The organism is Brucella sp. HL-2 (assembly GCF_025846885.2).
GTDB classification, from domain to species: domain Bacteria; phylum Pseudomonadota; class Alphaproteobacteria; order Rhizobiales; family Rhizobiaceae; genus Brucella; species Brucella quorumnocens.
In genome coordinates this window covers 357,178-383,707 of sequence record NZ_JAOYTK010000001.1, presented here as the reverse complement: position 1 = coordinate 383,707, position 26,530 = coordinate 357,178, and the positions used below count along the sequence as shown (strand labels likewise).

The following is a 26,530-nucleotide window of genomic DNA, read 5'->3' as shown; positions in this document are numbered from 1 at the left end:
TAGAGAGGCTATCTGATAAAACCAGATCGAAATACCCTCTAAAACGGAGCATTTTTCTTATCCACATTTCCTCACAGCTGATGCCGCTTGACTCTTGCTTCACACGATTCAATACTAGAACATATAGAGAACAAATGATGGAATCTAAACGTGAGCGGCATCGACATCGCGGCGTTGCGGCGCATGGTTACGGCCATTGAAGGCAACGACCCACAAGACAGTTTTGCAAATGAGGCACTCACGGGCTTCGGACGTGCGCGCAGCTTCACACTTGGTTTTCCCGGTACAGATGATGCTTTTCCGCATGGTCTTGCAGGCGATGCGCTGCATGAGGTTTTTGCTGAAAACCCCAGCGCACATATGGCGGCAACTGGCTTTGCACTGGCGCTTGCGTTGCGGGCTTCGCAGGCACAAAGGCCGATCATATGGATCGAGGAAGAAAGCGCATCAAACGAATATGGCGGACTTTATCCGCCGGGCCTGCATGCCTTCGGTATTGATCCGTCGCGTCTTTTGATTGTGCGATGCCCCACTGCACAAGACGTGTTGAAGGCGGCGGGTGATGTATTGGAAGCAGGCAACGGCAGCAAGGCAGCGCACCTCGTTGCGGGCATCGTTGCCTCAGTGACAGGCAAACCGAAGTGTCTCGATCTCACAGCCTCGCGCCGTCTGCTTCTAGCGACCGAGACGGCCCAGCTTCCAGCGATTTTACTGCGTAGCCATCGGAGTGCAGTGCAAAGTGCCGCTGTCAGCCGTTGGCGTATAGCCCCTGCTCCGTCGCAGACCAGTGGGGCAAATGCGCCAGGAAAACCTGCCTTTGCAGCCGTTCTGGAGCGGAATCGCCACGGCACATGTGGTCAGTGGATCATGGAATGGAACAATGAAACCCTTGAATTTGGTGCAAGAGAAAGAGCAGGCCGAGCGTTCGTTCCTCGCACTCTGGTTCCCCTTTCTGCCGACGGATCGGTTACGCCGCGTCGCATCGCCTGAAACTGTGCGTAATCTGCCGCTTGTCGTCACTGAACGCACCGCCAATGCGCTACGAGTGACAGCAGTGGATGCAGCTGCAGCCACGCTCGGCATCTTTCCCGGCATGGCGCTGACTGATGCACGCGCACGGGTGGAGATGCTTGATGTGGCACCTGCCATGCCGGAGCGCGATGCAGCTCTCGTCAATCACCTTGCTCATTGGTGCGAGCGTTACACGCCACTTGTGGCGTTCGACCCGCCGCATGGTTTGATGCTTGATATTACGGGTTGTGCCCACCTCTTCGGTGGGCTTGCAGCCATGCGTATTGATGTGACGAAGCGCATGGAACGAGCAGGCTTGTGCGTACAGGCAGCGATTGCCGATAATGCTTTTGCCGCACGGCTTCTGGCGCGCGGAACCAAAGGCGGTGTGTTTGACCTGGCACAAGCCGATGCGCTTTTGCCTCGCCTGCCGCTTTCTTCCCTTGAACTGGCAGAGGCCAGTGAGACGGGTCTCAAACGTGCAGGCCTCAAGCGCCTTGGCGACGTCATGCAGCTTCCGCGCTCTGCCCTTACGGCCCGTTTCGGTCCTGATCTTGCGGCCAAGCTTGACCGACTGGCACGGCAGACGCGCGCGCCGATTTCGCCACTGCGTATGATGTCGCTTGCCACTGTCGAGCACAGGCTTTCGGAGCCGATCACCGTCATGGAGCTTATTGAGCAGATATTACAGGAACTGGCACAGGAACTGTTCGCGAGGCTTGAAAAAGACGGTAAGGGCGCAGTCCTCATTGAAGCATCTTTTTTTCGGGTGGATGGTCAGGTTCGCCATATTCGGATTGAAACGGGTCAGCCTTTGCGCGACATCCGGATTTTCTGGCGTCTTGCGCGCGAGCGGCTGAATGCGCTGACAGATCCGCTCGACGCGGGTTTCGGCTTCGACATGATCCGGCTTGCCGCCCTTCGCAGCATCACACTCGCGCAGCATCAGACCGGACTTGATCAGCACGAAGAAGACGATGCCGGCTTCAGCCAGCTCATTGATCGATTGTCAGCACGACTGGGTCCACAGCGCGTTCTGGTCACATTTCCACGAGATACCCATATGCCAGAGCGTGCCTTTGGCCTGCGGGCTGCTCTTCATTCGACGCGTCAAAATGAGGCAAGTTATCAAAGTGCTGCCGTCCTGCCAGGCGATCCGCCTGCACGACCTATAAAGCTGTTTCATCCACCACAGCTGATTGAGACAACAGCCGAAGTACCCGACAGTCCACCCTCGTTCTTCATATGGCGTCGGGTCCGTCATCATGTGCGTCTTGCCGAAGGACCTGAGCGGATAGAACAGGAATGGTGGCTCTCTATCGGTCAGATAGCCCGGGACTTGCGCGATTATTATCGGGTTGAAGACGAAGACGGCCAGCGATTCTGGATTTTTCGCGAGGGGCTTTATGTGGGCGATAACCTGCCACGCTGGTTCCTGCATGGGTTATTCGCATGATAAACCGCTATTATGAAATGGCTGCGGCCTCCAATTTTTCATTCCTCAGTGGTGCATCGCATCCGCAGGAACTGGTGGAGCAAGCCTATGCACTTGGGCTATCCGGCATAGGAATAGCCGATCGTAACACGCTGGCCGGGGTGGTACGGGCGCACGCTGCCTGGAAGAGTTTTCGCGACACGTGCAGCTTCCGGCTTTTCATCGGTTGCCGACTGAGCTTCGTTGACGGAACGCCGGAGATGGTGGTTTATCCGCGTGATCGTCCAGCCTATGGCCAGCTTTGTCGGTTGCTCACAGAGGGCAAGACACGCGCTGCAATCAAGGGCGAATGCCATCTTCTTTGGGCAGACTTACAGTTTCGGGCACGACAATTCCAGATCGCTGTGTTTCATCCCGAAAATCCGGGACCTGAGTTTTCAACCCGGTTGGCAGGCATCGCTACCGCAGCACCCGGCTGCGTCTGGCTGGCGCTTGCCATGCCGCATCAGGGGCAGGACGGACGACGCGCAGAACAGATTGCCCGTATTGCAACCGAAACCGGTGTGCCTCTTCTCGCCACCAATGACGTGCTTTATCATCATCCCGACCGCCACGCTTTACAGGATGTGTTGACCGCAACACGTCATCACACATCCGTTTTTGCCGCTGGTCGGCTGCTTGAGAAAAATGCCGAGCGCCACCTGAAACCAACCCATGAGATGGTGCGGCTGTTTCGAAACTATCCGCAAGCAATCGATGCCACGTCCGACTTCACTGCCCCCATCACCTTCCAGCTCGATGAACTGAGCTATGATTATCCTGATGAGCCAGTGCCACCAGGCAAGACACCGCAACAGCATCTGCATGATCTCGCATGGGCAGGCGCTGCCCGGCATTATGGTGCGGATACGATACCGGAAAAGGTCAAAGGGCTGATCAACAAGGAACTAGCGCTGATCGAGCAGCTCAACTATGCGGCCTATTTTCTAACCGTCAATGACATTGTGCAATATGCGCGCTCCAAGAAAATTTTGTGTCAGGGGCGCGGCTCAGCAGCCAATTCCGTGGTCTGCTTCTGTTTAGGCGTTACCGGCGTGGACCCGACTGAAGTGGATCTTCTGTTTGAGCGGTTCATTTCGGCCGAGCGCAAGGAACCGCCGGATATCGACGTCGACTTCGAGCATGAGCGGCGCGAAGAGGTCATGCAATATGTTTATGAACGTTATTCCACTGATCGTGCGGCCATTGTAGCGACTGTTATCAGTTATCGTTCGCGCAGCGCCATTCGTGATGTCGGCAAGGCACTGGGACTGACCGAAGACGTCACAGGCGCGCTTGCAAATACAGTCTGGGGCATATCGGGCGGTGGGATCGACAAACAGCATATCCGACAGGCGGGGCTTGACCCCGACAACCCGATCATAAGGCGTGCAGTAGAACTGGCGCTGGAGCTGATCGGCTTTCCACGCCATCTTTCGCAACATGTCGGCGGCTTTGTGCTGACCCGTGACCGCCTGGACGAGACTGTGCCAATCGGTCCTGCGGCGATGGACAAACGTTCCTTCATCGAATGGGACAAGGACGACATCGACGAAGTGGGCTTGATGAAGGTCGATGTGCTGTCACTTGGCATGCTTACCTGTATCCGCAAAGCCTTCGATCTCATTCACACGCATAAGCCTCAGCATTATGATGGCAAGAAGCTGACGCTCGCCACACTGCCGCGCGAGGACAAAGCCGTCTACGACATGCTTTGCAAAGGCGATTCGCTCGGCGTGTTTCAGGTGGAAAGCCGCGCACAGATGAACATGCTGCCACGCCTGCGCCCACGAACATTCTACGATCTGGTGATTGAAGTTGCCATCGTGCGCCCAGGCCCTATTCAGGGTGATATGGTGCATCCCTATCTGCGGCGGCGGAACGGTTTGGAGCCGGTGATATACCCCTCTCCGTCACCAGAGCATGGGAAGCCCAACGAACTACGCAATATTCTGGAGAAAACCAAAGGCGTGCCGCTGTTTCAAGAGCAGGCCATGCGTATTGCCATAGAGGCGGCAAAGTTCACGCCCGATGAAGCCAATCAGTTGCGCCGTGCCATGGCAACCTTCCGCAAGATGGGCACCATCCATACCATGCAGGAGAAGATGATCGACGGCATGGTGAACCGTGGCTACGACCGGACGTTTTCCGAGAACTGCTTCAACCAGATCAAGGGATTTGGCGAATATGGTTTTCCCGAAAGCCATGCGGCGAGCTTTGCGCACCTCGTCTATATTTCCGCATGGCTTAAATGCCATCATCCAGAGGTGTTCGCGGCAGCTCTTCTGAATTCCCAGCCCATGGGGTTTTATGCGCCTGCCCAGATCGTGCGCGATGCGCGCGAGCATGGTGTGACGGTGTTGCCTGTTGATGTGAATTTAAGCCAGTGGGACAATATTCTGGAGGATACGCTCGATATTCGACCAGCGCTTCGGCTCGGCTTTCGCCAAATCGATGGACTATCCGAAAATGCTGCAAAACTTCTGATTGCCGGTCGGCATGAGTCTTACCGTACCATTGAGGACATGCATCGACGCCTGCGGATTGACAGGCGCGCCTTCACGCTGCTTGCCGATGCCGATGCTTTCGGCTCACTCGACATTGACCGGCGCGCAGCCCTCTGGGCCGTACGTCGTCTGCCCAATGATGAAACACTGCCACTGTTCCGTGCCGCCGAAACAAGTGAACTGGCGGAAGAGCCAAAAGCCCACCTGCCAGCGATGGCAGCGTCCGAACATGTGATTGCCGACTACGAGACGACGCGACTTTCACTCAAGGGACATCCGCTACAATATCTGCGCGAAGGTCTGGCTGCGACAGGAGTCTCGACCTGTCACGCCGTGCAAGAGGGAGGCAATGGCCATCGCATGAAAGTGGCCGGTATTGTCACCGTACGCCAGCGTCCCGGCAGCGCCAAGGGCGTGGTGTTTCTCACCATCGAAGACGAAACAGGCATTGCCAATATCGTCGTCTGGCCAAAAATCATGAAGGCTTTTCGCCGTGAGGTGATGGGCGCTCGTCTCATCCGCATTGAAGGCCATGTCCAGCGCAGCCCTGAAGGCGTCGTGCATCTGGTGGCCGCAAAGCTCGAAGACCATTCAAACGCACTGATCGACTTAAGCGGTCGCGACCCGCAACGGCTCATTGCGCCATCACAGGCTGCGCATCACCCGAGAAACGTAAGAATTATGCCGAAATCCCGCGATTTTCACTAGAGCATTTCTGGATTAAGTTGAAGCATGATAAATTCTCTAACTATTTGTTTTTACGCACATCTTGTTTCGAAAACCGGCTCCCACTTTTCGGGACGTGCTCTAAAATAGCTAATTCCATGTGCCTACAAAGAACACCGCACAATAATGCAGTGCTGCGCCAACCACGACGAAGCCGTGCCAGATGGCATTCTGAAACCGCAGGCGTTCCCACACATGAAAGATCACCCCCAGAGAATAAACCATGCCGCCTGCCGCAATCAGCCAAAACACGGCCGAAGGCAATGATTGCACCATGGTGTCATAGACCATGACACCACTCCAGCCCAATGCTAGATAAAGCAGGATCGACAACCGATCAAAGCGACCCGGCATGAACAGCTTAAGCATGATGCCAACAAAAGCCACGCTCCACACAAAGAGCAAAAGTGGTATGGCGCGATCACCCATATGGACAGCAAAGGGCGTATAAGTTCCAGCGATCAGCAGATAGATCGCCGAGTGATCGAAGCGACGCAGGAACCATTTGGTGGGTGAAACCGGCCAGATATTATAGACCGCAGAAATTCCGAGTGCTGCAAGCAAGCTCGCGAGATAGACGCCGGACGAGATTAACGTGGCTGCAGACATGTTCGGCAGGAAATAAATGAGCATTGCAATGGCACCCGCAAAAGCAAGCGCCACTCCCAGCACATGGACCACACCATCTGCCCAAAGCTCGGCCCGATCATATTTCCATTTAATTGGATAAGGCAGTTTTACATCCATCACACACGCTCACGTCTTCTAAGGCATGTCTCCCAAAAGTGGGCATCAGTTTTGGGAGACACCGCAACACTCTTTTGTTAAAGCATTTCCAGCAAAAGTTGGAACCGGTTTTGCGTTCGGAAATGCGTAAAAACAAATAGTTACAGCGGTTCCAACGATTCAATATTAACTGGAACCGCTGTAAGACAGCAAACTGCCATCGCTTTGCAGCGTCAAGATGACAGTTTGTCGGATGGGGCTATTGCGCGGAAGGCGTATAGGAAGCCTGAATTGGTGCGACACCTGGCAACGGAGCAACAGCCGCATCTGGCAGAGTTGCCGTTTCGGATGACGCAGCGGCAGCATCGCGGGTCGGACCGGTACGCTTCCAGCTGCCATCAAGCCCGGTTTCCTGCAACAATCCCTTGCGCTTAGCATCGTAATAGTAGCCGCGTGCATAGAAACGAACGGCCTGACCTTCATCACCACCGGCAACCTTATACGCACCCGAGAGGTAACGAACCGCGTATTTCAGATTTGTTTCGGCGTCGAGAAGGCCCTTGGCATTGCCCTTATAACCCATGCCGCGCGCAGTTGGATGGCTGATCTGCATCAGTCCCCAATATGGTCCATTGCGCGCGCCCGGATTGAAGCGGCTTTCGCGATGCACAACGCGGCGCACCAGACGCTCCGGCACATCATAGGCAACAGAATATTTGGTAATCAGCGCGTCAAGTTCTTCCGGCGCGTGATCGGGTGTCTCAAACGCCATGTTAGCAGCCATGGAAGCTGGAGAGGCTTCCGCCTGCGCACCAGCATAGGCCATCACTGGCTCGGACTGGCCGCGAATGCCCGGAATAGGGACATTGGTCGGGAGAACCGGGTTTTCCAGCGATGCAACTGTCTGCATTCCATCAGCAGGAGTAGCCGCATCCGCAACTGTGGTTGCGCCTGCGGCTGGAGTTGCCGTGTCGCCCGTTGCAGATGCGGTAGCCGTTGAATTTTCAACCGGCGAAATCAGTGCGGTCTTTGCAGGCTTTCCGTCACTTGTCGTGTTACAGGCGCTGAGAGCAACTGCACAACCAAGGAGAAGAGCGCCTTTAAGAAAGGTCAGAGAAAGCGGTTTTGATTGAGCTTTTATACGCATGAGTGACCGATCCTATGAATCGAAATCTTGTTCGATACGTTTTTCGAGTTCAACCAGATCTGCTGGTAGAGGCATGCCTGTGGCTTTGAGCGCATTGAGCTTTTCGCGAACTGTCTCGCGAATCTCATGAACGTCCTGCGGCTGGTTAACCATCTGCTCAAACAGCAGAGCAATTTCCGCCTTGATGTCCTCGAATGCCATAAGACCCTCTTGGCTTGAGCGGGTCCGTTTTGCGACCCGGTTCAGTCAATATTCTTTCAATCGATAACCGTCATCTACCACGCAAAATACGTGAAGCGAAAGCCCAGAACGTCACGGACGTGTCAAAATGAATATTTCAATCGGTAACAGAACGCTCTTAAACCTTACAAAATACGCGGCAGCATCGTATCTATCGCATTGAATTCATGCGCGAAAATTCCAAAGTCATCCAGGCCGAGACCACCATCGGGATCGAACAGATAAATGCTCATCCAGACGAGCGCACATGTCAGCAAAATCGCCAATATCGTCAAAAGCAGAAGGCGGCGACCGAGGGCGGCTTTGTGGCCGGCTCCGTCCTGTGGTGTCTTGTTCATGTTCAATCGTCGTTTGTGGCGTTCAAATCTTCGGGCGGTGTACCATGTTCTGACGGTGCTGCAAGGTATCCTTGCTGCACGAGCGATTTCCGCAAAATATGGATGATGGCCTCGGTCTGGTTCAGACCGGGATGCTTTTCGTTGATAAAGCGCTCAAGGGCGTCATGTATGTCAACGGGAAGATAGGTGCTCATCATTCCTCCTTCGAAAGGTTCTCGATACGCCAATCATTTCTGGCTGTTTCTAGCCATTTCAGGACAGGATTTCGTCAAACAACTTTCACCGAAATCGTGCCGACACCATCCACATTTCCCTGCAGAATGTCTCCCCGCTTCACGGCACCCACACCGGCCGGTGTGCCGGTATATATCAGATCACCCGGTTGCAAGACAAAGAGAGACGAAAGATACGCGATGGTTTCGGGCACTTTCCAGATCATCTGGTTGAGATCACCTGCCTGACGCTGCTCGCCATTGATTTTCAGCGTAATTGCGGCTGATTGCGGATGACCGACTTCAGACACCGGCACGATGGCCGAGCAAGGTGCTGAATGTTCGAAGGCTTTCGCCACTTCCCACGGGCGACCGGCCTTTTTAGCTACAGCTTGCAAATCGCGCCGCGTCATATCGATACCGACCGCATAGCCATAGACATGATCAAGTGCCGTCTCGACCAAGATATCGCTGCCGCCTTTCTTGAGCGCCACAACCAGCTCGATCTCGTGATGCACGTCTTCGGTCTTTGGCGGATAGGGGAAATCGCCACCATCAATCACAAGGTTATCTGGGTTTTTCTGGAAGAAAAAAGGCGGGTTACGGGTTGGATCGCCGCCCATTTCGATGGCGTGATCGGCATAATTCTGGCCCACGCAATATATGCGATGCACGGGAAAACGTTCTTCAGTGCCCTTCACAGGCACAAAAGTCTGCGGTGAGGGCGCGAAAACATAATTGGTCATGAATGGCTGATCCCGTGAGAATTCTGATGCATTTCCAGCACAAGTGCCTGAGCTTATTTGCGTGGGATAATGCGTAAAAGAGTTAGTGCAGTTCCAAAGATTCTATCTTAACTGGAGCCGCCTGCCTGCATCATGCAGGCAGGAATCGGCTGCTGCAAGTCTCGATAATACAAATTTCCGTCACGTCTTATGTCGAAGCGACCACGTATTCCGCATCGCGTGAAGTCGAAACCACGAGTTCGGCATTTGGAATATCATTGGAAAGCGCCCGCTCCCGGGCTGCACCTTCAGTATGCCCGTAATCGAGCCACCGCTGGATAAGACGACGCTCCAGTTCCGCAAAAGGCACGTCCAGAAAAATAGTCATATCGAAAAACGGCGCAAGGCGCGTCCACGGCTCCTGGTTTAGAAGCAGATAATTACCCTCAACCAGCAGAACCTGATGCTCGCCCCTAACGATTGATGCGCCAGCACGCGCCAGATCCAGCGTGCGGTCAAAAGCTGGAATGACGATGTCTTCAGAGGCTTTTTTCAAGCGCTCCAGAAGTACTGCAAAGCCTGCGCAATCAAAGGTCGGCGGCGAGCCTTTGCGGCTGCGCAATCCACGCTCATCTAGGATTGCATTGTCGAGATGAAACCCGTCCATGGGCACGACCACGGCAGGTCCAACACCGTCTTTATTGATCGCGTCCCGCAGAAAATCCGACAGGGTTGACTTGCCCGCGCCGGGAGGTCCAGCGATCGCGACAATCAGACGATCTTGCTTGTTTGAAAGCCGTGCAAGAATTTCCGCAGGCAGACTTTCAGCTGGACAACGTGTCATAGGATGGAGCCTCAATCGAAAATTAGAAGAGTTTCTGTAAAACAGCACACAGTTTGTTATTTTCAAACAATAAGTTTGATCTATCTTGTCTTGCAATGACCGCAAAGACTGATCACTTGCTAATTCAAATTATTGAATCGAATGGGAAAATTATGACTGTCAAAACAGTTGCCACCACGCCCTTTCAGGATCAGCAGCCCGGCACCTCCGGACTGCGCAAGAAAGTCCCGGTTTTCCAGCAGCCCAATTATGCTGAAAACTTCATCCAGTCAGTTTTCGATGTGCTGGAAGGTTTCAAAGGTAAAACCCTTGTGGTCGGCGGCGATGGACGCTTTTACAATCGCGAAGTGATCCAGAAAGTCATGAAATGCGCTGCTGCGAACGGCTTTGGTCGCATCATGGTCGGTCAGGGTGGTATTCTTTCGACCCCTGCCGCATCCAATATGATCCGCAAATACAAGGCTTTCGGCGGTTTGATTCTCTCTGCGAGCCATAACCCCGGCGGGCCCAACGAAGATTTCGGTATCAAATACAATATCGGGAATGGTGGCCCGGCACCGGAAAAAATCACCGAGGCGATATTCGCCCGCTCCAAGGTGATCGATCAGTATAAAATCGCTGAAGTTGCAGATATCGATATCGACACGATTGGCACGGCCAAAATTGGCGAGACTGAAATCGTCATCTTCGATCCGGTTACGGATTATGCCGAACTGATGGAGAGCCTGTTCGACTTTGACGCAATCCGCGCCATGATCAAGGGCGGCTTTGGCATCAAATTCGATGCCATGCATGCCGTCACCGGCCCTTACGCCAAAGAAATTTTCGAACGTCGCCTCGATGCACCAGAAGGCAGCGTGATGAATTTCGTGCCGCTGCCGGATTTTGGTGGCCATCATCCGGACCCCAACCTCGTCTATGCCAAAGAGCTTTACGACCTGCTGATGTCGGATAATGCGCCCGATTTCGGTGCAGCATCGGATGGCGATGGCGACCGCAACCTCATTATCGGTCGTGGCGTCTTCGTGACCCCATCCGATTCGCTCGCCATGCTTGCAGCCAACGCGCATCTGGCGCCGGGTTACAAAGATGGCATCAAGGGCATTGCGCGCTCTATGCCGACAAGTGCCGCTGCTGACCGTGTGGCGGAAAAGCTCGGCATCGGCATGTATGAAACACCAACTGGCTGGAAATTCTTCGGCAATCTGCTTGATCATGGCAAGGTCACGATCTGCGGCGAAGAAAGCTCCGGCACCGGCTCAGATCATGTGCGCGAGAAGGACGGGCTATGGGCCGTTCTCCTCTGGCTCAACATTCTGGCCGTGCGCAAGGAAAGCGTAAAAGCCATCGTGGCAGAGCATTGGGCGCGTTTCGGACGCAACTATTATACGCGCCATGATTACGAAGCCGTTGATTCCGACATAGCAAAGAAGCTTGTTTCTGATCTACGCGGCAAGCTTGCAAGCCTGGCTGGCGCGAGCGTCAATGGCCTCAAGATCGAGAAGACCGACGATTTCGCCTATCGTGATCCGATCGATCATTCGGTAAGCGAACATCAGGGCATCCGCATCTATTTCGAAGGCGGGTCGCGCGTCGTTTTGCGTTTGTCAGGCACCGGCACATCGGGAGCCACTATCCGCATTTATATCGAGCGCTACGAAGCAGATCAGGCCAAGCACAATCTGGATACGCAGGAAACTTTGGCTACTCTGATTGACGCCGCCGAACAAATCACTGAAGTGAAAAAACGCAGTGGACGAACCGAGCCGAGCGTAGTTACCTAAAGCCAGTTTCCACTCTTCGGAGACGAACTATAATAAAAAGGGCCCGAAAGGGCCCTTTTCTAGTTTAGTCAAAAACAATCGCCGGAGCGGGCTTTCCAGCTCCCTTGCCCGCCTTCATGTTTTCCCAAACTTTGCGAGCGATGTCGCGATAGATCACCGCATGTTCGCTCTCCGGCTCCACGACTGTAATTGGCGTGCCATTATCGGAATGGGCGCGTACATCCATGTGAAGCGGCACTTCGCCCAGAAAAGGCACGTTCAGCCGTTCAGCTTCCTTGCGTGCACCACCATGGCCGAAAATATCGTAACGCGTGCCGGTATCAGGCGCGATGAAATAGCTCATATTCTCCACAATGCCCAAAAGCGGTACATCCACCTTACGGAACATGTTAAGGCCCTTGCGCGCATCGATCAAAGCCAGATCCTGTGGCGTAGACACGATGACTGCGCCCGCGAGCGGAACCTGCTGCGCCATGGTGAGCTGTGCGTCGCCAGTGCCGGGAGGCATATCGACGACGAGTACATCCAGTTCGCCCCACGCCACTTCACGCAACATCTGCGTCAGCGCCGAAATGACCATCGGCCCACGCCAGATCATGGGCGTGTCTTCTTCCACCATGAAGCCCATGGACATGACCTTAAGGCCATAATTTTCCATCGGCTTCAGCGTACGGCCTTCAATCGTTTCGGGTCGCCCCGAAAGACCGAGCAGGCGCGGCATGGAGGGCCCGTAAATATCTGCATCAAGAATGCCGACCTTAAGCCCATTGGCCAACATGCCGAGCGCGAGATTGACCGCCGTCGTAGATTTACCAACGCCGCCCTTGCCTGATGCAACAGCGATGATCGCCCCAACACCGGGAACGCCGGGTTTGCCAGCAGGACGTGGCGGGGAAGCATGACTATGGGCGGCGGCAGGAGCTGGAGCCGGTCGTGGTTGAGGTTTCGGTGGTGGTGGAGCATCATCGCTGGTCCGACCACCTTTCTTTTCCGCAGTCAGCGTCACCAGCGCACCGGACACGCCCGGGATTTCCTTCACTGTTTTTTCAGCGGCAAGCCGCATCGGCTCAAGCGCATTCGCACGATCCGCCGGGACTGTGATGGAAAAGAAGACCTTGCCGTCGGCAATAAAAATATCCGACACCAGACCGAGCGACACGACATCGCTTTCAAAATCTGGACCTGTCACGGCCTTTAGCCGTTCCAGAACCTGTTCACGCGTTACGCCTGACATTATTCAAACCTCGTCTGCAGCAAGTCCTCGTCTGCAGCAAGTCCTCGTCTGCAACACGCATTGAGCTTGCCCGCTTCGCATGTCTTGAGATAATCCAGTTTTAGCCAAAAGGCCAATAGATCCGATAAAAGAGTTTCCAGCAGGCAGGTGACATCATGGCTAAAGCCGTCCATTCAATGATACGCGTTCTCAATGAGGAAAGATCCGTTTCCTTCTACGATCAGGCCTTCGGGTTGAAGATCGCGGAGCGTATCGATTTTGAAACTTTCACGCTGATCTATCTGCGCAATGAGGAAACTGATTTTGAGGTCGAGCTGACCGTCAACAAAGGCCGTACTGAACCTTACAATCTTGGCGATGGTTATGGACATCTCGCCGTTGTCGTCGATGATCTTGATGCCGAATACACACGCTTCATGGAGCTAGGGCTCAAAGTCGGCAAGCTCGTAGACTTCAAGAATGGCGATGTCCAGGTCGCGCGCTTCTTTTTCGTGGAAGACCCGGACGGTTACAAGATCGAGGTCATTCAGCGCGGCGGGCGATATGTGTAATTAGGCAGTAAGGCAGTATTGCCGTTAGAACCTTACACAACCAAACATGCTGCCCTATTCCCTTAAAGCGCTGCTATTTGACGCTTGGCAAAGACGGCCATGATGAATTAGTTAAAGCTCTGCACAAAGGAGAAGCTGAGAGTTGAAGGCCGGTGCTACACATTTGCGGGTGATGCTAGCAGTACGTTTGCTAAGCGTACTGGCGCTGATGCTCGTTGCTTTCGCACACAAGCCGATCAATATCGCATCTGCTGAAGAGTTGCTGCTTGCAGAATATGTTCTGCCCGATGGCACTTATCCGGTGCTCTGCATCACTGATCATGCGGTTGATAAAAGCGGCCATGGCCACGATCAGCATCTGCACAACAGCAATGTCTGCGAAGCCTGCCGAATTTCATCTGCATACCTGTGCCCGCAACCTGCTCCATCGACAGGGGCAGCACCGCAAATGGCTTTGGCGCTTACAGTTGTGCCATCCCAGCCTGTTCTCTGGCGTGACATCTATCCGCCATCGGCGCCGCCACAAGCGCCCCCCTTCGCCTGAAACCAGTCTTTCAACGCGTGCTTAGAGCTAAGCTGCGCCCGAACACATGACTATTCAGGTTTATCACAATGAAAAATTTTCGTTCTTTCGCACCTGCCGTTTCTATTATTGCTCTTTTTGCTTCCGCAGGGATAGCAACTGCCCATTCATCGCTTGAAAAGAGCGAAGCTAAAGCAGGTGGCTTCTATAAGGCGGTCGTTCGTATTCCACATGGTTGCGAGGGCAAGGCTACAACGGCGGTAAAGGTCGAGTTGCCAGAAGGTTTTATCTCTGCACAGCCGCAGCCAAAAGCGGGCTGGAAAGTTGAAACCGCCAAAGGCGATTACGCTGAGAGCTATAAGGTCCACGGCAAGGATTTGACCTCCGGCGTCAAGCAGGTGACATGGAGCGAAGGCGATCTGCCAAGCGATTTTTACGATGAGTTCGTCGTGGTTGGCCAGCTTGCAAAATTCGACAAGGACACAACACTCTCCTTCCCCGTAACGCAGTTCTGCGGAACCGATGATTCCGTTGCCTGGACCGAGATTGCCAAAGAAGGTCAGAATCCGCACGATCTGGAGCATCCTGCTCCGCAGCTTCAAGTGCTGGCAGCGACCGACTCCGATGAACATGTCGGCCACGGTGGGCATGGTTCGCATAACGACCAGGCAAATCATGGCGATCACGCCATGGCCCCAATCAAGGTCGGAGATCTAACAATCACCGCCCCTTCGATCCGCGCCATGGTTCCAGGTGCGAAAGTCGCTGGTGGTTTCCTGACCATTGCAAATGAAGGCAAGGCCGCGGACAAGCTGGTTAGCGTCAGCACCACAGGCGTCAAGCGCGTTGAAATCCATGAAATGAGCATGGAAAATCAAGTCATGAAGATGCGCAAGCTCGACGGCGGGCTGGATATTCCAGCGGGAGAATCCGTGGAGCTGAAATCGGGCGGATATCATCTGATGTTCATCCAGCCGGAAACGCCTTACAAGGAAGGTGACAAGGTTTCCGCGACACTGGAATTCGAAAAGGCTGGCAAGATTGATCTCGAATTTCCAGTGACCCCGCAAAGCGGTAAATCCGACGACCATTCAAATCATTAAAGCATGTCTCCCAAAAGTGGAAACCGGTTTTGGGATAAAGAAATGCGTTAAGATAAACGATTAACGCGCGACACGCTTTAGAGCGCGTTTCGATCTGATTGGATCAGATCGGCGCTCTAATTATCTGTTTTAACGCGCATCTTTGTCCGAAAACCGTTTCACACTTTTCGGGATGCGCTTTAATATTGAGAGCAAAGGGCGATGACGCGCTTCTCTCCGTGCTTTATGCGCCCGTTTGCCGCAACCGCTACCCCGTTGTAGCGGTTGCGTTCTTCGTTTATTGCTATAAACATGAATGTAATAGTCTAGAATAATTCTACACTATTGAAATAATTCATCTTTTTAAAAGCTGAGTAATTGACTCCAGATCAAAATACGGCTTTTATGCATGTGAGTTATTTTGTGCAACCTTTGATGTCTGGGCCTTGAACCCTTTCGATTGGAGGACCTGATGATCGGTCTCAGTGAATGCCGGTCCGCAAATGTGGATGGATTGCCATGGCAACTTCATCTTTTGCCGACCGGATATTGCAATGCGCGAGGGGAAACAGAACGCCTCGCGAAGCATAAGCAGCAAAGCTGCGCATTTGTTCGGCCCTCTGAATGGAGGCGAACATGAATATGCGTATCTCGGAGCTGAACGGCACCAACAGCGTGGGCTATTATGATCGCCTGCCGGAAAAGCTGGTGCTTGAAGGTTATCGCCGCTGGACTGCCGGTTTTGAAACCGGATCGATCATTCCCTGGGAAATGACCTGGGGCCTCTATTCGGAAGTGCTTGGGACCTCTGAAGCAAAGCGTGCAATCGCCGAGCTTTCCCAATTTATTCGTGTGCTGCGCCATTGTGCAAGCTGTCAGTTGAGAGCTTTTCCATTCGACTCGCACCATGTGTGCCGAGAGGAATGTCTGACGCTGGGCCTGATTTCAGGTATCCAAAATCAGGATGGCTTGCTGCTCGATACCTGCCTTGAGGCAATCGCCTGTAAACGGCGTTGCGACGATGTGGCAGATGCGGCCCGCAATTTTGCCGACACATTGGCCGATTTCGGACAGACTTTGTTGCCAATACCGATCCATGCCATCGACATTGCTTTGAACATTACCCGTCGCGCGACCTTTCACTAATTTCAGGAACGCTGCGTAGGAAACCACTTTGATTGAGACCGCTCATTGCGGCGCGAGGAGAACAAAATGCAAGCCAGAACCGAACGACGCCTCGGCTTTGTTGCAGCCATTGCTCTGACGACAGCAGCCTTTGCCATGCCGGCAATATCCACCCAGATGGCGCAAGATATGACCGCCCCGAAATCACAGACACTCCACGCTTCAGTGGATAGCATGAAGATTGAGCTTTCACGCCTCGTCGCTTTTGCCGACACAGCAGCCAAGACAGGTCGTTACGAATAATCGTCGCGAACGAAGCATCCGAATAACCGGGCAATACGACCTCCAGTCAGCCCGGAAAACTTTAGAGCGTGTGCATTTCCTGAATGCACACGCTCTTTTCTCTTTGCGCGTCTTATCCGAAAACCGCTTCAAATTTTTCCGGATGCGCTCTAATTCTTTTGCGAGATGAAACACCGATCATCCAACGATGATCGGTGCCTTTCCCTGAACACGATTATATAGATCAATGATGTCCTGATTCATCAGGCGGATACAGCCCGACGACATCGACTGGCCAATCGACCACCATTCAGGTGATCCGTGGATGCGGTAACCCGTGTCGCGACCATTCTGGAAGATATAAAGCGCACGCGCGCCGAGCGGGTTTTGCGGGCCCGGCTCCTGACCGTTGCGATACTTTTCAAGGTCTGGCCTGCGCTGGATCATTTCCGGCGGAGGCGTCCAGCGCGGCCATTGCTTCTTGTACTGAACATTGGCGCGGCCCTGCCATTCAAAGCCCGCCTTACCGATGCCAACGCCATAACGGAGCGCTTCACCACCAGGGAGCACGTAGTATAGGAAGTGGTCCTTGGTGCTGACCACAATCGTTCCCGGCGCTTCGCCTGTCGGATCCGGCACTATCTGGCGACGGAATTCTTTCGGCACTTTGGCATAAGGAATCGCTGGAAGCGCATATTGCCCTTCCTGCACCGCCGCATACATCACGTCAGGCGTAGTGATCGCCTTGTCCACGCTAATTTGCGGACGCATCGGTGTAATGCCGCCGGTGGACATCGGATCGACGTTCATCTGGAATGCAGACATGTCCATCGTTTGTGAACAGCCCGTAACGCCACCCAGCAAGACAGCACCCGTACCGAGCAGAAAATGACGACGGCTTAATTTCTCATTCAACTTAGACATACAAATCGCCCAACTCGAAACAATCGGCAAAATGCCTTCTTATCATTTCGACAATTTGCGTCCTTATGGTTGAGGAAGCGTTAATCCACTCGCGTAAACGTTAAGAAAAATGGTTGCCGCCAATTGTTGATTAATAAAAAAGGCCAGGCATGAGCCCGGCCTTTTTGATCAAATTCTGCCGATCGATCAATAATCTTTTTCGTAGAAAATACCGCCGCTGGAATCGCCTTCCGATCCCAAAGCACCCTTGACCTTGAGGTTTCTGGAAATGTCGAGATTGACGGTGCCCTTGGTCGAACCGCCGGAACCAGCTTCCACGCCAAGATAGATATTATCGCGAATATAACGACCGGCGCGTACAGCGGTTTCGCCCTTGCTGTCGGTTACGACATCAATATCGTCCAGGCCCGTTCCCTGGCGCAGTTTGCCCATCAGCGAGTTGTTGGAACCGCCAGCAAGTTCGGCCGCTGCGGCTGCGAGCTGCGCAATCTGGAAGGCCGACAATTCGCCAATCGAGCGCTTAAAGATGAGATGAGCAAGCACTTCATCCTGCGGCAGTTCCGGCGAGGAGGAGAAGACGATATTGAGATTGTCGACCGTGCCAGTGACTGTCACAATGGCCGTAATATCATCACCTTCGCTGCGCGCAACGAAATTAAGCTGCGGATTAAGATCACCCACCAGCGTTACGTGACCTTCATCAAAGGTAATGCGCTGACCAAGAATGCCGATGCGGCCACGGATCAGGTCGAACGAACCCACCGGTTTGATATCCGTCACAGGTCCGGTCAAACGAACGCGTCCACCCAATTCCGTATCGAGGCCGCGACCCCGCACAAAGATCTGGTTTGGCGCGTTCACAGTGACATCGAGACGTGGCACTGTTGGACGTGCTGTCGGTGTTGGCACCCTGCTGCGGCGCGTCTCTACCTTGGCACGATCGAGCGTTGCCTGAACATTCTTTGGCGTATTTATATGGCGAACAGGAACGTAAGCCGCTCCGCCGCCGAGATTTTCTGGAACCGTAATCTCGGCACGATCAACATCAATACGGCCTGAAATCAGCGGATCGCGCATCAGCGGGCCGGTGATCGAGATGCCGCCATTGACGGTCGCGACTACCAGCTTGCCGTCCGCGTAGCGAGCACGGTCAAGCTTGATGTCGATATTGGCAGGGAAATTGGCCGCTGCATTGGTCGAGATCGTGCCGGTCGCAGAAATTGCGCCACCGCTGCCAAAAGCTGCATTGACCTGACGGAGTGTAATGGTCTCACCCTCCATCGCCCCCATGACATTGATGTTGTTGAGGCGAACATTAGTTTCAGGATCAATGAACTGTGCGCCAGACGTCGAGAACATACCGCGCAGCTGCGGCTTATCAAAGCCACCCGAAACACTTGCTGTGAGCGACAGCGTACCACTTGCCTGCGCACCGCGATCCGCGAGGAAGCGATTGGCGAGCGCCAGAGGCAAGCTGCCCGAAACATTCACACCGAGCCCCTGTCCCGAGAACGGCACCTTGCCGTTTGCGGTAACATTGAGGCCCTGCGGGCCATCAACTGTCAGCGAGGAAATATCGACGGCCTTAGCGGCGTAATTTCCTGCAGCCTGAAGGCTCAAAGGTGCCAGGCCATTATCGCGCAGAGGTTTTGCCGCCAAACCTGTGCCACGCAGATTAAAGCTTGCGGCTGGATTGGTGAGAGGGCCTGTAATGCGCGCCGTGCCCGTTACATTGCCGGCAAGGTCCTGCCCCTTAACGGCACCATTAAGAGCAGTCAGCGGCAGATTGGCGAGATTGATATCGACCGCCATGTCGCCCTGCCCAAGCGGTACTCCGCCCTTCGCAGTGACATCGATGCCGCCTCCGCCCGTGACATGGGCATCAACATTCAGACGATTGTTGTCGGAGCTGCCCTTTGCATCCGCATTAAGTGGTGCGATGCCTTGATTTTTCAGCTCAGCCGCAGTCAAGCCGCGCGCAGCAATATCGAAAGCCGCATTTGGCTTTTCACGCGTACCTGTGACGCGTGCCGTACCGTTGATCGTACCGCCGAGGCCAAGCTCAGGTTTGAATGTATTGGCAAGTGCAAGCGGCAGATTGGAAAGAGCAACCGAAAGATCAAGACGCTCTCCGATTGCACCATTGACCTTGACCTGACCGTCACCCGTATTGACGATGATATCGCCAAACGAGATGTCGCTTCCCTTCATGGCAATGGTTGCAGGTGCCGCAAGCGTTGCTGACAATGCGCCCTGCTTCACGTCGGCCGATGTCAGCCCCAGTTCAAACCCGCCGTCCTTGGGTTCAAGTGAGCCGGCAGCATTCGCAACCGTACCAATTTTGAGTTTGGTGCTGGCCGTAAAATCAGTCTTTGTGCCGGTTGCATTGGCCTTGGCATCGAAATTATCGATCCCAAAAGTGCCTACCAGAATGTCGCGGGCACCCGCGGCACCATCCACAACCGGAACACCGAACAGGTCCTGTGCTGTGAGCGCGATGTCAGCAGACGCAATGTGATTGCCGTTGATCTTCAGACCACTGGCCTTGGCATTGACGGTCGCATTCTGGCGCTCGCCATTTGCATCTAGCGTGATGTCGGCATTCGCAGCGCCTGTTGCATCGACAAGGAAAAGGGCGGCAGCCGTCGAAATATCCGGCGCATCCACATTTAACTGACCAGCCAGCAGTCCCTTGGCGTTCTGCGTGAAATTGCCCGAAAGATGCGCGCCACCTGCGTTGAAGACGAGGTTCGTCAGACGCTTCTCGTCATTGACGATATCGATCAGCGACCCGATATCGACGCGTTCTCCATTAAGGAATGCACCGCCTGCAAGCTTGCCTGAAAGCGATGCACCCGTAGTTGCATTGCCATCCAGAAGCGCGTTGAAATCAAGAGCCCCTTCGGAAAGCTTGCGGTCCGCAAGCGCCCCTTGTGGAGCATCGGCGCGCAGTGCCAGTGCAATCAGCTTGTCCTCGCCGCGCGCGCTGCCTTTGATCGTCATGCGACCGGAGGCTTTGTCAGACAGAAGCTTGAGATCAGACAGCGCGACGCCAAAATCGAAATCGGCTTTGTCGGATGCGAAAGAGCCATTAGCGGTAATTTCGCTCAGCTCGTTGCCGATGCGAAAATTGCGCGCAGAAAACCCTTGTGCGCTTCTTGCGATTCCACCGCTCAGCTGAACATTGCCGTCAAGAATATTGTCGACCGCTTCCGTGCCGGTGCGCATATTCTGTGCGTTGCCATCCAGCGTAAAGTCAAACGCACCGCTGATCGGGCTAAGATTGCCTGATGCCTTCACATCAATGCTGCCCGCCAGATCGCGATCGGCCAGCGCACCATAAGGCGCGAGGCTTGCGACCTTAGCGAGAATATCGCCGTTGAAAACAAAATCATTGATCTTACCCTGAAGCTCTAAGCTGAGGCCGTTGCCTTCGATGCTTGCTTTGTAAAGATCGACAGCAGTACCGGCACGCCAGCCACCTGCGATCGCCAGATCAATTTTGTCGCCAAGCGCCTCAGCAATTTTTGCGTCTGCCGCATCGATACCGCTCACGCCGCCCTTAACATCAAAGGTTACACGGCGATTGGCGGCATCGTTGAGGTTTTCAGCAGCGCCACCCATGTCGAGCGCGATGCTCGACGCGGAAACAGTCGCATTCTTGAAGCCAGCAATCGCAAGCTTTCCGGTCCAGTCATTGGTCGGACGGTCGCCGTAAGCAATCTGAAGCGTTGCATTGTTGATGGTTGTCTCACCACCCTTGACCGGCAAGAGCACCTGCCCCTTGCTATCATCCTGAATATTCGCATCAACGCGCAGCTTGTTCAGAAAGCCATCGCTGCCCGATTCCGCAGAGGCTTTCACCTTCAATGCAGCCGTCGTCAACGCCAGATCGTCAAGGCGGAAACCACCACCATCTTTCAGAAAACCGTTCGCAGACAAGGCAGTTTCAGCACCAAAGAAGTCGCGAAATGCCGGAGGAACCAAAACAGCGATCGGACCATCCACACGAGTTGCAAAGACGCGGCCATCGGCCTGACGCGCCAATGTGAAGCCACCTGTCAGCGTGCGATTGCGATTGGTATCAAGTGCCAGGTCAATCTTGAGATCGTCAAGCGTTCCCTTACCCGTCAAAGTGAGATCAACCGGCGGGCGTCCATCGATATTGAGCAGATTGGCGACGATGCCATTGGCAGGCTCTGCGACTTTGAGATCAAGATCAAGCTTCTGATCGGCATTGGCATAAGCCGCTCTGAGCGCAAAATTGCCGCCCGGCCCATCAAGACGCTTGATATCAAAGGCTGAATTCAACGATCCGTCGGCGAGCGACAGATTGCCGTTGAGTGATACTTCCGACTGAAGCCCAAAAATATCCTGCCCAAAATGCAAGCGCGCCACATCGAGACTATCGATATTGACCGAGAGCGGTAGCTCCGGCAGGCTGAAGCTTGACGATTCCGGCGATGGCAGGCTGTTGTCCGGCAATGGCTTGCGGATGATATCGATACGCTCGGCCACCAACGACTGGATGCTCAGGCGACCAGTGAAGAGTGCCGTACGGCTCCAGTTGAGCTTGGCATTCTCGATACGCAGCCACACGCCTTCACGGTCGGCAATGGTTATAGCGCCAACACTTGCTTCAGACGACAGAAGGCCACTCAAGCCCGAAAACTGGATGCGACGGTTCGGTGCGGAAAGTTTGCTCTCCACAAAAGAAATAAAATACGACTTCTCTTCTTCCGCCTGCTCCTGCGCGACCACAGGAATGGCAAAGAGAATGAAGGCTAAGAGTGCGAGAAATCTGGTCAAAACGCCTGTCCTATGCCTACGTAGAACGCATAGCTCGGATCGCCCGAGCGGCGGTTAAGTGGAAGTGCGACGTCAAGACGGATAGGTCCAAGCCCCGTCAGGTAGCGCAGACCCAAGCCCGCGCCGATACGCATTTCTTCCGAAAAATCTGGATAGGATTGCTCGCCCACATAGCCCGCATCGACAAAGCCGACCACACCGATGGAATCGGTTACGCGTGTGCGTACTTCGCCCGATGCCTCGACCAGAGAGCGACCACCGATAACGTCGCCAGTCGATGTTTCAACACCAACGCCACGATAGGAATAGCCACGGATTGAACCGCCGCCGCCGGCAAGGAAGAGCTGATTCGGTGGGAGATCTTCAATCTCCGCACCGACGATAGAACCAACTTTCACGCGGCCTGCAAGAATCACGCGGTTTGTTGCGCCAAAACCGTAATAGGCACGGCCTTCCGCGGTGAAACGGGTCGCAAAATTGCCCCGCTGGAATTCGTAGAACGGTTGAACATTGCCTTCGAGATAAACGCCGGAGCTTGGATCAGGCTTGTTGTTACGGCCATCATAAAGGAGATTGCCTTCAAGCCCGCCGGTCGTGAATTCGCGTGTTCCGAAATAATCGTCATCGAAGCGGCCATGGCTCGCCTTGGCATAAAGCGCACCTGAAAGCTCATCGCTGAAAATCTGCGTAAACCCGGTTTTCGCGTTGATCGAGGTTTCGGTATAAACGTCGAGCACTTCGCGCTTGGCATCAAGTGCGGCCACGAAATCCGTATCCGGTGTGAAAACGCCCGGCTTCGTGAAGCTTGTGCCAACCATATAGGTGAAGTTGGCCGGATCGAACGAGTTGTCCTGCGAGCCACCGACACCGCTGACCTTGGCATCAAAGCGCAGACGCTCGCCTTTGCCAAACAGGTTGCGATGCATCCAATATCCAGTCACACCAAAACCATCGAGCGTCGAATATTCAGCACCAAAGCCAAAGCGGCGTGGTTTGCGCTCCTGAACATTGAGCGTCATCGGCAGACTGCCATCCGGTTCAATCTGCTCGGCTTCCTCAAAATTCATTGCACGGAAGACTTCCATGCGTCCAAGACGCTTCTTCGCCTTCTCAATATCGTCTGGATCATATTCCTGCCCCGGTTGCAATCCTGTCATCCAGGCGATGAATTGCGGGTCCATACGCGCAGTACCCACCACGCTTACAGGGCCATAATGTGCCTTGCGACCAGGATCGAGTGATACGTCGGCTGCAAGCGTGTTTCCATCGTGATCGGCGACGATATCTTCGCCTGTCACCTTGGCTTTCGCATAGCCTTGCTGACGCCACGCTTCAACCGCGAGACGTTCAGCTTTCAGGATTGTACCGGAACGCGCAACTTTGCCCGGTGCGAAACCTGCTTCTTCAGGCGATTGCACCTTGTCTTTCTTATCGACAGGTGGTGGCGCGATATTGGAAATTGCCGTACGCGAGAACAAAAACTGCGGACCGGGATCGACTGAAATATCGATTTTGGCATTGTCGGGAATATCCGCATCTACGGGAATGTCGTTGGCTTCGCGTCCATCAACCTTGATGGAAATCGTGCCGCCATAGCGCCCTTCGCCATAAAGCGACGACAGGATACGGCGGTAATCACCGCGTGCCTTGGCAAGCAGTCCAGCGGAACCTGAGGCGGGCTTATCCTCGTCTGAAACCAGACCGGATGCGCCTTCAATAACAGATTTCAAATCCGCATCGCTGCCGTCGGCATTCTTTCGACTGCCTGTCGCTTCTACGTTCACTGAATAGTGTTTCGGATCAGAGATGACCGCATCGGCATCTTCCGTCTTCTCTTTACCCCAAAGACGGACGCCAAAAATTTCGAACGCCAATGCAGGCGACACCGTCATTGAAGCAAATTGCACCGCGAGCGCGAGCACAATGAGACTTCTTCCCTGTATCGTCCTGTTACTCCAAGTCATACACGTTACTGTCCGGTTTCTATTTCACGACCGCTTGGGTAGCGCTTCGTCCTCCCCCAATCCCAGGACGATTCAGGGATTAACATAGAGTAGTGGGAAGGCCAAGCTTCAACCCAAATGCGTTATGACATTTCAAGCCCGGATGAGATTTAATCTAAGAAAAACCGAATATACGCGACGGTCCGATTAGAATCTCAAAGCGCTTCCAAAGCTCAAAGGTCAACTATTCCCTATTTTGAATAGATTGAGTCAATGGAGAGCGTTAATATTGAGACTGCTAGAATGCGTTTCGATCTGACCGGACCAAATCGGCTCGCTAATCATTTTTCTACGCGCATCTTATCCGAAAACCGCTTCACACTTTTCGGATAAGATGCGCTCTAAAGTTGGAACCGCTCAGATAACAAAATGATTGCGGCCCGCTGGAGGGAGGGGAGTCCAGCGAGCCGCGGATCAGGTCATCAGGAGGGGAAGATAACGACCTGATATTTAAAAGGCCGCTGTTATTTTTAACGCCCGGCGTGCATTGGCCTCATGTTTCCAAAATGCATGCCACCGCCGCCGAAACCACCGAAGTGATCTGGGCCAGACGTGAAACGTGGTCCTACACCCCGACCAGGCCCCCAGTTTCCACGTCCGCCGTTCGGCCATCCTCTGCCGCCCCATTGCGGGCCATGCCCCCAACGTGGGTTCCAGCCATTGCGTCCACCGCCACGATTGGACTGGCAGTTGCGACCGATACAACCATTGATGTAATTCGGGCCACCGCGCCAGCCGGGACCACCACCCCAGCCTGGTCCCCAATAGCCACCGCCCGATGCCCAACCTAAACCGAGACCGAGTCCGAAGCCGGGAGCCCAACCATTATCGTATCCGTCATTACTGACGATTACGGTCGTGTTGGATGGGGCAGCGTAAGCGCCATTATACGAACCAAAGCGGACATAACGCGCCGAGACGAAACCAACACTGCTGCCATTATAAATCTGGCACCAGCCGTTGCGGCAGGAACCGGCATTAACCGTAATACCTGCAGGAAGTGTTGCAAGCCGTCCGTAATTTGCACCTGGGCCGGAGCGAACATTGACTGAAGCGGATATATAAGCCGTAGCCGCAGAAGCAATTGCGGGAGTGAAGAGTGCTGAGGCTACAATTGCCATACCAACAAGGTGGTTTTTTACAAGCATATTCTTAAATAAAGACATCGCAAATTCTCCAAAACACAGAGCAAATAGAGACGAATTCATTATAAAACACGATGCACACTATAACAATATTGCTCACAGTGCAAACAACATACACAATAATGGTAAATGCATGACTTATATTAGAATAATCTATACTTAGTTATCTGCGATATATATGCTGTGTTTACAATAAATTGATTAAAATTTTACATTTATTTACTTATATAATTCGAACTACCGATTGGGTCGCTCTTCAGATATTTTGGGGCAAACTTTGCGCGCCCGCGAAAACCAGCCGCCGTATCCTATCTGCGTCCGAAGGCAACACGGGATTATAGACGATCATCCCAAGGTCTGGACGTCCGTCGACGGCGAATCCCGAATATTCAAGTTCCAAACGCCCAAGCTTTGGATGCAAAAGTCGCTTGGTTCCTTCGCTGTAAATACCGATGTCATTGTCACGCCAAAGAGCTGCAAATTCCGCGCTTTGTTGACACAGTTCCTCGACCAGTTCAGCAACCTCCGATGCCGCTCCAGCACGTGTCGCATCGGCGCGAAATGCCCCCACTACAAAGCGGGCCACCTCGCCCCAGCCATCCTGTTTGGCCCTGATGTCGGAATTGCAAAAGATCCGTTTGAGAATATTGCGATCTTCCGGCGGCAGAGTGCTGTAATCTGTCAGCACAATTGCGGCGGCCCGGTTCCATGCCACAACATCCCATGTGGCTGTCTTGATGATCGCAGGGCTGGTTACCATTGCGTCGATCAGACGTTGCAGCCGAGGAGTGATTTCTGATGGCCGTTTGTAAAACACTTCGGGAGGATGACCGAAGGCAAGCATGAAAAGATGTTCGCGCTCCGGTTCAGTCATCATCAGTCCGGCCGCAATCCGATTTAGGACATCCGTCGAGGGTGAGCCACCCCGCCCCTGCTCAAGCCAAGTGTACCATGTTGGGCTGATATTGGCGCGCTGCGCTACCTCCTCACGCCTTAACCCGGGCGTGCGGCGGCGACCTGCAGCAAAGCCCAAGGCGGTCGGATCAAGCCGCGCACGACGGTCTTTGAGATATGAGCCAAGCAGGGAATTGGTCATTTCCGACATGGTTTGCCTGTTA

Annotated in this window: 22 protein-coding genes; 9 read left to right on the top strand and 13 right to left on the bottom strand. The window is 53.9% G+C overall.

Annotation, left to right across the window (positions count from 1 at the left end; genetic code table 11):
- The first annotated feature begins 150 nt into the window (after window positions 1–150).
- The 3 genes from OIV19_RS01830 to OIV19_RS01820 are packed head-to-tail and all read left to right on the top strand — an operon-like array spanning window position 151 to window position 5,700.
- Window positions 151–990: a hypothetical protein gene (locus OIV19_RS01830; RefSeq protein ID WP_264230510.1), complete on the top strand. Its 840-nt coding sequence runs from the start codon at window positions 151–153 to the stop codon at window positions 988–990.
- Window positions 881–2,467: a Y-family DNA polymerase gene (locus OIV19_RS01825; RefSeq protein WP_264230509.1), complete on the top strand. Its 1,587-nt coding sequence runs from the start codon at window positions 881–883 to the stop codon at window positions 2,465–2,467. The genes OIV19_RS01830 and OIV19_RS01825 overlap by 110 nt, the downstream gene beginning before the upstream one ends.
- On the top strand, window positions 2,464–5,700 hold the full coding sequence (locus OIV19_RS01820; protein WP_498831023.1) for an error-prone DNA polymerase: 3,237 nt from the start codon (window positions 2,464–2,466) through the stop codon (window positions 5,698–5,700). Before OIV19_RS01825 ends, OIV19_RS01820 begins: the two co-directional genes overlap by 4 nt.
- Before the next feature lie 108 nt (window positions 5,701–5,808).
- On the opposite strand, the gene trhA is transcribed toward OIV19_RS01820, so the two are convergent.
- The 7 genes from trhA to OIV19_RS01785 form a co-directional block, all read right to left on the bottom strand.
- On the bottom strand, window positions 5,809–6,465 hold the full coding sequence (gene trhA, locus OIV19_RS01815; RefSeq protein ID WP_095445835.1) for a PAQR family membrane homeostasis protein TrhA: 657 nt from the start codon (window positions 6,463–6,465) through the stop codon (window positions 5,809–5,811).
- A 238-nt stretch (window positions 6,466–6,703) separates the two neighbouring features.
- Window positions 6,704–7,591 carry a transglycosylase SLT domain-containing protein gene (locus OIV19_RS01810; RefSeq protein ID WP_264230508.1) on the bottom strand — a complete coding sequence of 296 codons (888 nt, stop codon included), beginning with the start codon at window positions 7,589–7,591 and terminating at the stop codon, window positions 6,704–6,706.
- Between the two features lie 12 nt (window positions 7,592–7,603).
- On the bottom strand, window positions 7,604–7,792 hold the full coding sequence (locus tag OIV19_RS01805; RefSeq protein WP_024898257.1) for a hypothetical protein: 189 nt from the start codon (window positions 7,790–7,792) through the stop codon (window positions 7,604–7,606).
- A gap of 164 nt (window positions 7,793–7,956) precedes the next feature.
- On the bottom strand, window positions 7,957–8,169 hold the full coding sequence (locus OIV19_RS01800; protein ID WP_095445833.1) for a hypothetical protein: 213 nt from the start codon (window positions 8,167–8,169) through the stop codon (window positions 7,957–7,959).
- A gap of 2 nt (window positions 8,170–8,171) precedes the next feature.
- Window positions 8,172–8,363 (bottom strand): hypothetical protein, encoded by a 192-nt coding sequence (locus OIV19_RS01795; RefSeq protein ID WP_024898259.1) that lies wholly within the window; start codon window positions 8,361–8,363, stop codon window positions 8,172–8,174.
- 74 nt (window positions 8,364–8,437) lie between these two features.
- Entirely contained in the window at window positions 8,438–9,127 is a 690-nt protein-coding gene (locus OIV19_RS01790; protein WP_095445832.1) for a fumarylacetoacetate hydrolase family protein, read from the bottom strand.
- A 187-nt stretch (window positions 9,128–9,314) separates the two neighbouring features.
- On the bottom strand, window positions 9,315–9,950 hold the full coding sequence (locus OIV19_RS01785) for a nucleoside/nucleotide kinase family protein (RefSeq protein WP_095445831.1): 636 nt from the start codon (window positions 9,948–9,950) through the stop codon (window positions 9,315–9,317).
- A gap of 152 nt (window positions 9,951–10,102) precedes the next feature.
- Between OIV19_RS01785 and OIV19_RS01780 the strand changes: the two genes are divergently transcribed.
- A complete protein-coding gene (locus OIV19_RS01780) occupies window positions 10,103–11,734 on the top strand; it encodes an alpha-D-glucose phosphate-specific phosphoglucomutase (protein WP_264230507.1) in 1,632 nt (543 codons plus the stop codon).
- 64 nt (window positions 11,735–11,798) lie between these two features.
- Here the strand turns inward: OIV19_RS01780 and OIV19_RS01775 are convergent, their stop codons facing one another.
- Window positions 11,799–12,968, bottom strand: a complete 1,170-nt coding sequence (locus tag OIV19_RS01775) for an Mrp/NBP35 family ATP-binding protein (protein WP_095445829.1) — start codon at window positions 12,966–12,968, stop codon at window positions 11,799–11,801.
- Window positions 12,969–13,123: 155 nt separating this feature from the next.
- Here OIV19_RS01775 and OIV19_RS01770 point away from each other — a divergent pair, with 155 nt between their 5' ends.
- The 5 genes from OIV19_RS01770 to OIV19_RS01750 all read left to right on the top strand — a co-directional run bounded on the left by OIV19_RS01770 (window position 13,124) and on the right by OIV19_RS01750 (window position 16,552).
- Complete coding sequence (locus OIV19_RS01770) at window positions 13,124–13,519, top strand: VOC family protein (protein WP_264230506.1); 396 nt, start codon at window positions 13,124–13,126, stop codon at window positions 13,517–13,519.
- 142 nt (window positions 13,520–13,661) lie between these two features.
- Window positions 13,662–14,063: a hypothetical protein gene (locus OIV19_RS01765; protein ID WP_421522210.1), complete on the top strand. Its 402-nt coding sequence runs from the start codon at window positions 13,662–13,664 to the stop codon at window positions 14,061–14,063.
- 68 nt (window positions 14,064–14,131) lie between these two features.
- A complete protein-coding gene (locus OIV19_RS01760) occupies window positions 14,132–15,145 on the top strand; it encodes a DUF1775 domain-containing protein (RefSeq protein ID WP_264230505.1) in 1,014 nt (337 codons plus the stop codon).
- Between the two features lie 615 nt (window positions 15,146–15,760).
- The gene (locus OIV19_RS01755) at window positions 15,761–16,270 is read left to right on the top strand and encodes a hypothetical protein (RefSeq protein ID WP_191793747.1); all 510 of its coding nucleotides are present in this window, start codon (window positions 15,761–15,763) and stop codon (window positions 16,268–16,270) included.
- Between the two features lie 66 nt (window positions 16,271–16,336).
- Window positions 16,337–16,552 (top strand): hypothetical protein, encoded by a 216-nt coding sequence (locus OIV19_RS01750; RefSeq protein WP_024898268.1) that lies wholly within the window; start codon window positions 16,337–16,339, stop codon window positions 16,550–16,552.
- Window positions 16,553–16,729: 177 nt separating this feature from the next.
- Here the strand turns inward: OIV19_RS01750 and OIV19_RS01745 are convergent, their stop codons facing one another.
- From OIV19_RS01745 to OIV19_RS01725, 5 genes are all read right to left on the bottom strand, one after another.
- A complete protein-coding gene (locus tag OIV19_RS01745; RefSeq protein ID WP_095445825.1) occupies window positions 16,730–17,455 on the bottom strand; it encodes a L,D-transpeptidase in 726 nt (241 codons plus the stop codon).
- 186 nt (window positions 17,456–17,641) lie between these two features.
- The gene (locus OIV19_RS01740; protein ID WP_264230504.1) at window positions 17,642–22,264 is read right to left on the bottom strand and encodes a translocation/assembly module TamB domain-containing protein; all 4,623 of its coding nucleotides are present in this window, start codon (window positions 22,262–22,264) and stop codon (window positions 17,642–17,644) included.
- Window positions 22,261–24,228 (bottom strand): autotransporter assembly complex protein TamA, encoded by a 1,968-nt coding sequence (locus tag OIV19_RS01735; RefSeq protein ID WP_498831022.1) that lies wholly within the window; start codon window positions 24,226–24,228, stop codon window positions 22,261–22,263. The genes OIV19_RS01740 and OIV19_RS01735 overlap by 4 nt, the downstream gene beginning before the upstream one ends.
- 509 nt (window positions 24,229–24,737) lie before the next feature.
- Complete coding sequence (locus OIV19_RS01730) at window positions 24,738–25,433, bottom strand: SH3 domain-containing protein (RefSeq protein ID WP_095445822.1); 696 nt, start codon at window positions 25,431–25,433, stop codon at window positions 24,738–24,740.
- 235 nt (window positions 25,434–25,668) lie between these two features.
- The gene (locus tag OIV19_RS01725; RefSeq protein ID WP_264230502.1) at window positions 25,669–26,517 is read right to left on the bottom strand and encodes a helix-turn-helix transcriptional regulator; all 849 of its coding nucleotides are present in this window, start codon (window positions 26,515–26,517) and stop codon (window positions 25,669–25,671) included.
- Window positions 26,518–26,530 lie beyond the last annotated feature (13 nt).